Origin of the sequence: Carboxylicivirga sp. M1479, assembly GCF_007097485.1 — a bacterium.
GTDB lineage: Bacteria > Bacteroidota > Bacteroidia > Bacteroidales > Marinilabiliaceae > Carboxylicivirga.
The window spans coordinates 1-6,624 of the sequence record NZ_VKDE01000059.1 but is presented as its reverse complement, the minus strand read 5'-3'; the positions used below and the strand labels follow the sequence as shown (position 1 = coordinate 6,624).

Here is a 6,624-nt window from a genome sequence, read left to right as displayed (position 1 = left end):
TCGAATATCTGTATGCCCGGTATGTTTTCCGGTCAATAAGACACTTCTGGATGGAGCACAAACAGCCGAACCGGAATAGTGTTGCGAAAAAATCATTCCTTCTTTGGCCAATTGGTCGATATTGGGTGTTTCTATTTTCTTCTGACCATAACAGCCCAATTCACCATAGCCTAAATCATCGGCCAAAATGTAGATAATATTGGGTTGCACAAGTTCTTTACTTTTTTCGGTTGAGTTTGTTTTGCACGCACTCAAGGTCACCATAATCGTAAACAGGAATGCTATACCAGCTTTATAAACTTTCAATTTCATAATTTTATATTTCTAATCTTTTTAATTACGTTAGTCAATTCATCACTATAAACTAATGCGACTTTAAAATAACTTCACCACTTTTCAGATTACCAGAGCTGACACTTAGTATGATTTCACCAGCTAATTCGCTTGTTTGCACCATTGCCACACATTTACCATAAAAACATTTTCTTTTGACTGAGTGAAAAGGCTCCAAATCGGTCGCATCTCCATTTCCGGCAGCACGGAACTTACCATTTCCTTCTACCTTAAAATGCACTTCATTGTTAGCCCATGGACAAATTCGTCCTTCCTTGTCAACGATTTGCACTTCCACAAACGCAAGATCCTCTCCATTGGCTTTCACCGGTGCCTTATCTGCAATTAAGTTAATGGCATAAGGTTCTCCTGCTGTTTCAACAATGGTCGCTTTGGCAGCCTGACCATTTTTATCTAAGCCGACTACTTCAATGGTTCCCGGCTCAAAGATCACATCATTCCATACCAACCTGTATCTGCGGTAAATCTCGGAGCTATCTTTTGATTGAACACCATAGCTTTTCCCGTTGACAAATAATTCGGCTGAATCATAATTGGTAAAAACATGAACCGGTACATTCTGCCCTTCTTCCCAGTTCCAATGTGGTAAGACATGAAGTACTTCTTTATCGGTCCATCGTTGCTGATACATGTAGTAAATATCTTTTGGGATACCACACAAATCGATGAGGCCAAAATAGGAGCTACGGGTAGGCCATTCAATATTATAAGGTGATGGTTCTCCCAGGTAATCGAAACCGGTCCATACAAACTCCCCGGCCAAATATGGATTATCATCTAATACGGCAAAGCCAACATCAGGTGTATTAGCCCAGCCCGGAAATTCAAGGGCATAGGACGAACACTGCAAATTGTCGCGTCTATAGTGTCTTTTAGGCCTTGCATCCGTATCATAAAAACCCCTGCTTGACACGGTTGATTGGCTTTCACTGGCATAAACAGCCCAATTGGGTCGCTCCTTGTGTAGTTTGGTATAATCCAGGTAGTAGTTCCACCCTTTTACATCGAACTGATTGGCAAAATTATTTTTAACCGGTTTATAAGTATTCAAACCAATGGTAACCGGCCGGGTGCTATCTACCTCATGACAGATATCAACCAGTGACTTCGCAATCTTCCAGGATTCCTTTCCGTATTGCTCGCTGATTTCATTACCCACGCTCCACATGATAATGGATGGATGGTTTTTATCACGATGTAATAAAGCCTTAAGATCTTTCTCTCTCCAGTCGTCCCAAAGGTTATTATAGCCATTGACCACTTTAATGATCTTCCATTGATCAAAGGCTTCATCAATAACCAGAAATCCCATGGAATCACACATGGCCAAGTAATCGGGCGACGGTGGATTATGCGCCGTACGTATGGCATTACAACCCATTTCCTTTAACAGGCGCAATTGACGACGAATGGCTGAATGATTAACTGCTGCACCGATAGGACCTAAATCGTGATGCATACAAACACCTTGCAAAGGCACTCGTCGGCCATTTAAATGAAAACCATCATCCGAGGTAAAGGTAAAGTGTCTGAATCCAAAACCAGACTCATACACATCAATCACCTGATTGTTGTGTATTACCTTGGACAATACTTTATAAAGTCTTGGCGTTTCTACATCCCATAACTCAGGTTCATCCACTTGAATAGTCTGCTCTACTTCAACATCTCCCTGAACTGAAAACACAGTTGCTCCAGACTTTAAGAGTTCTCCTTGAGGAGAATATATTTCGGTCAAAAGCTTATAATGACCATTGCCATTGACCTTTGTTTTAATATTTACCGTACCTTCTCCCTGTTTAATATCAGGGGTTGTAATGTATGTTCCCCAGTGGGCGATATGAGTTTGGGGCTTATACACCAGACGAACATTTCGGTAAATACCCGCTCCGGGATACCACCTCGACATCTTTGGTTTGTTTTCCAATCGTACGGCCAGTACGTTTTCTTCCCCTGTTTTAACATGGTCAGTCAGGTCGAAATGGAACGAGGTATAACCATAAGGCCACTCACCTATGAAAGTCCCGTTTAAATAGACTTTGGAATGACTCATGGCGCCATCAAATTCAACGAACAGCTTTTTACCTTTAGCCTCTGAAGGCACGTGAAAGTTTTTTCGGTACCAGCCTACTCCCATATGTGGCAGGCCTCCCGTTCTACCTGTTCTCAGTTTGGGTACTTTTTCCCCATCCTGGGTAACGATTGTCTCATACGCATCGTTATTCTTGTCAAACGGACCGTAAATGGCCCAATCATGCGGAACATCTACCTGCTCCCATTGTGCATCATCAAAAGCATATGATTCGGCACCTGCCTGGTCGCCTTTTATAAATTTCCAGCCTTTCTTCAGGTGAAGAACCTGGCGTTGGTTACTGTCTTTTAAAGAACAAGAAGACCATATCAACAGCTGAACAATAAGCACCAGGCTTAGTTGCTTTATTTGTTTACGTTTCATTCTAATTATGTTTCTACTATTTTATTCTTTCCAATAACAACACTCTTGTATTTACATGGCTTATAGCCGTACCGGAAACACGATAACTTATTCAACACTCAACTCATCAATTCCTAAGCCATCATCTTCAAGGGCAGTTATACGAATTCTATTAGCTCCCATACCCAGGTTGGCTTTTACTTCAAGTACTTTCCATGTAGTTCCATATTTCTCAGTTGAAGGCAATGCTAACTTCTGTGATTGGCCATTTACTGTAAGTAATATTTTATGGGCATCTCTGAATCTCTTATTGGCTGTATAACGGATTTTTAGGGTAAATTCACCATCTGCACCGTCATTTTCCTGATACCATTCAACCCAGCCTCCACTGTTACGTCCAAAATATAAGAAACCGGTTCCATTATATCCCTCACCGTTTTTCATCACAGAAGCATCATTAAATTTGGCATCTTCAGCCTGATCTCCGCCAAGATTAACAGATTCTTGCACTGAATCCCAAACAAAGCCTTCATCTTCAGCAAAACGTTCTTCCATCTTGTGAATAGGTTCCCCATCAAGCGTTAAAAGAGCCTTGACAGTAGTTCCCATTTTCACATCAAAAGGTCCGGTATAGACTTGGGATTTTAAAGTTGGTTCACTTCCATCAATGGTGTAATATACTCTAACATAACTATTAACTTCATTTCCCCTCAAGTTTAAGAATTGGGTATCGATGTGCACTTGATTTGAAGTTACCTGTTTCTTTTCACCTAGGATACAAGCTGCTAAAAGATTAATATCTCCATCGGTATCGTCCGATTCGATATAGGCGCGTGTCAGTCCGTAAAAGGCTATGCGATTTTTCGCCTCAAAGTGTTTTTCCACATCTATTGGACTACCGTTATCTAAAGCCCGGATTTTACCTGCTCCAATAACATGAAAATAGCTTCGGTTCTCACCATAAGGATAGAAATTACCATCGCTATCGGTCGTTGTTACACGCACCTGTACAATATCTTTACCTGATTCCGATAAGGGTTCTCCATCAATCGATAAAGCTATTTTAGCAGGAACTCCGGCCGTACGAATCATTTGTTCTGCCACTTTTGCATCGTTATTATAACCAATAGCCTTGAGTTCCCCTGGTACATAAGCAACCATCCACTGACGCGCCATCTCCTCCCATTTCGTACCTTTCGACTGTTTGCCCAGTGATTGACCATTGTGAAACAACTCAACAACATCACAATTAGAATAAACCCAGACAGGAATTTTAGTACCTTCTGCTAAAGTTGGATGTGTCCAGTGAGGTAGAATATGTACCATTGGCTCATTGGTCCATTGACTTTGATATAAATAAAACAAATCCTTTTCAAAGTTGGCTAAATCAATTGCTCCTCCCATAAATGCTTTAAAAGGCCATCCCCCGTGCACATATCCGGCTTCTCCAATATAGTCGTAGCCTGTCCACCGGAACGAGCCGGCGTAATTGGGGATGTCTCTTAACTGTTCTATATTTTGTCTCGAATTTAAGCGCACCATCGCATTATCATAACTCGAGTTGAATACTTGTTTAAAATTATTACGTCCTGCCCCATTGGTCCAGTCATATGTAAACACTTCCTCTTCTGTTAAATCCGGATACCAATAGGTTCTTTGGGGACGATAGCCATCTCTATACCATGTTTTGGTTCTGTAATAACCTCTTACCTGCCAGGTGTGGGTGTTTTCGGTACCAATGAACACTCTGTCGTTTTTTAATTTATTTTCAATAAAACCAACCATTTCACTATACCCATTCATTCCCAGTACATCCATGTACTCAGAACCTGAATGACCTGATGTAACTGGTCGGGTTGGATCCAGATCGTGACACATTTCCACCAAATCTTTAGCCACTTTTCCTCGTGTTTCATTACCCACACTATATATGACAACAGATGGATGGTTTCGGTCACGTTTTAGCCAATCGCTTAAATCGTGTCGCCACCATTCATTAAAAGAATGAGCGCCATAATCATGGTCTGCTTTCTTTTTCCAGCCATCAAAAATTTCATCCATTACCAACATCCCTATTTCGTCGCACATATCATAGAACTGTGGTGTTTGAGGGTTATGAGCAGTTCGGATAGCATTTACGCCCATTTCTTTCAGTTGCTGAATGCGGAAACGTAATATTTTATCAGGCACTGCAGCTCCCAGGGCACCGGCGTCCTGGTGATTACAAACACCTTGCATTTTTACAGACTTTCCGTTAATAAACATACCTACTCCTGGTTTCCATTCTACATCACGTACGCCAAAACGTGTTTTTGTTATATCAACAACGTTCTTTCCATTCAACAATTCTGTTTTTAATGTATAGAGATATGGGTTGTCAACATCCCATAAATGAGGTGTTTCAATCTGTAATAGTTGTCGTACGGTTTGTTTGCCTTCTGTAGGAATCTTTAACTTTTCACTTACAGAAGCAACTATTTTTCCTTGTGCATTAAGAATAGATGTTTTTAATTTTAACTTTCTTGCCTTGTTCTCTAAACTCTTAAGCTCTGTATCAATCGTTACTTTATTCCCCTCTGTACGAACAAAAATACCGTTATGAGGTACGTGCACCAGTTCTTTTACACGAATCCAGGTATCGGCATAAATACCACTTCCGGTATACCAGCGTGCTGATGGTTGTTTGTTGTTATCAACCCTAACAGCAAATGTAATAGTATTATTATCATCTACTATTTGACTAATATCATAGGCAAAAGAAATCCAGCCATAAGGACGTGTTCCTAATAACTGACCGTTGGCATAAACACTGCTGTTCATAAACACACCATCGAAGGCGATTTCAACATGCTTATTTTTCCAGCTTTCAGGCACTTCGATTGTCTTCCGATACCAGGCAATTCCTGCGGGTAAATAACCACACCTATCTCCCATGGGTTCGTCTTTATTATACTCCCCCTCGATACTCCAGTCGTGTGGCAAATCCAGCAAACGCCAGTCTTCATCGTTATAGTGAACAGTTTTAGCACTTTGCTTATCACCCGAATGAAACCTCCAGTCGGCATTAAATTTTATTGTTTCTTGTGCCCATAACGATGTCACTACAGACATCAGAATCAATGATAATAATACCTTCATAAATTTATTTTCGATCATTATTTCAATATTTTAAGGTTGATTTCAGGTCTATCACCTTGATCTTCTCTTTCAAAGTACTGGTCAAAAGCTACCCTTTCACTAAAAAAACCACCGTTTTTCATAAAGAATTTACCTTCACAAACACCTCCGGCATAGTCCAGACGTGCATCTTTGCGGGCTGTTGCATCAGCGGTAAACTTTGCTTTGGAGAGTTCAAACCACTCCCCAGTGGTATTACACACCCACTGGTTGGTGTAATAAGCCATGCGGCTTTTATTACCCATATGGGGCATAAAATTCTCCAGGAATGAATGCGGACGTTTGATGTAGGTAAAAGTCTTGGGGCGACGGAAACTGGCGATGAGTTGCCAGTCCTTAACCTCCGGATCCATAAACCAGGCCGTATAATCGGTACTGTTGTTCACAGTAGGCTTCGCCTTTAATAAGAACCGATAGGTTTGACCTGCTTTCCACATGTGTTTCAGATAGCTTTGTCCGCCGGAGCCTTCGTTACCGAATTTACCGGTATACACATCGTCGCCTTTCTTGAGCAAGGTAATGCGCTGGTCTTCTGGTATCTCTTTAGGATTATCCGTTTTATAGGGGCTCCATACTGAGAACAAGATCCGTCGTTCCTCAGACGAATTGACCTGAATGCCAAAGTAGCCCTGCGCAAAACCATTGGCCATAAAATAAGA

Annotated in this window: 4 protein-coding genes; all 4 read right to left on the bottom strand. The window is 41.2% G+C overall.

The window, feature by feature from the left end; genetic code table 11:
• Positions 1–312 (bottom strand): sulfatase-like hydrolase/transferase (locus tag FNN09_RS20590; protein ID WP_143304380.1); only part of this gene is annotated, 312 nt, incomplete at its 3' end.
• Between the two features lie 52 nt (positions 313–364).
• The gene (locus FNN09_RS20585) at positions 365–2,809 is read right to left on the bottom strand and encodes a glycoside hydrolase family 2 TIM barrel-domain containing protein (RefSeq protein ID WP_143304379.1); all 2,445 of its coding nucleotides are present in this window, start codon (positions 2,807–2,809) and stop codon (positions 365–367) included.
• Between the two features lie 87 nt (positions 2,810–2,896).
• Positions 2,897–5,926, bottom strand: a complete 3,030-nt coding sequence (locus FNN09_RS20580; RefSeq protein WP_143304378.1) for a glycoside hydrolase family 2 TIM barrel-domain containing protein — start codon at positions 5,924–5,926, stop codon at positions 2,897–2,899.
• Between the two features lie 17 nt (positions 5,927–5,943).
• Positions 5,944–6,624 (bottom strand): DUF3472 domain-containing protein (locus FNN09_RS20575; RefSeq protein ID WP_143304377.1); only part of this gene is annotated, 681 nt, incomplete at its 5' end.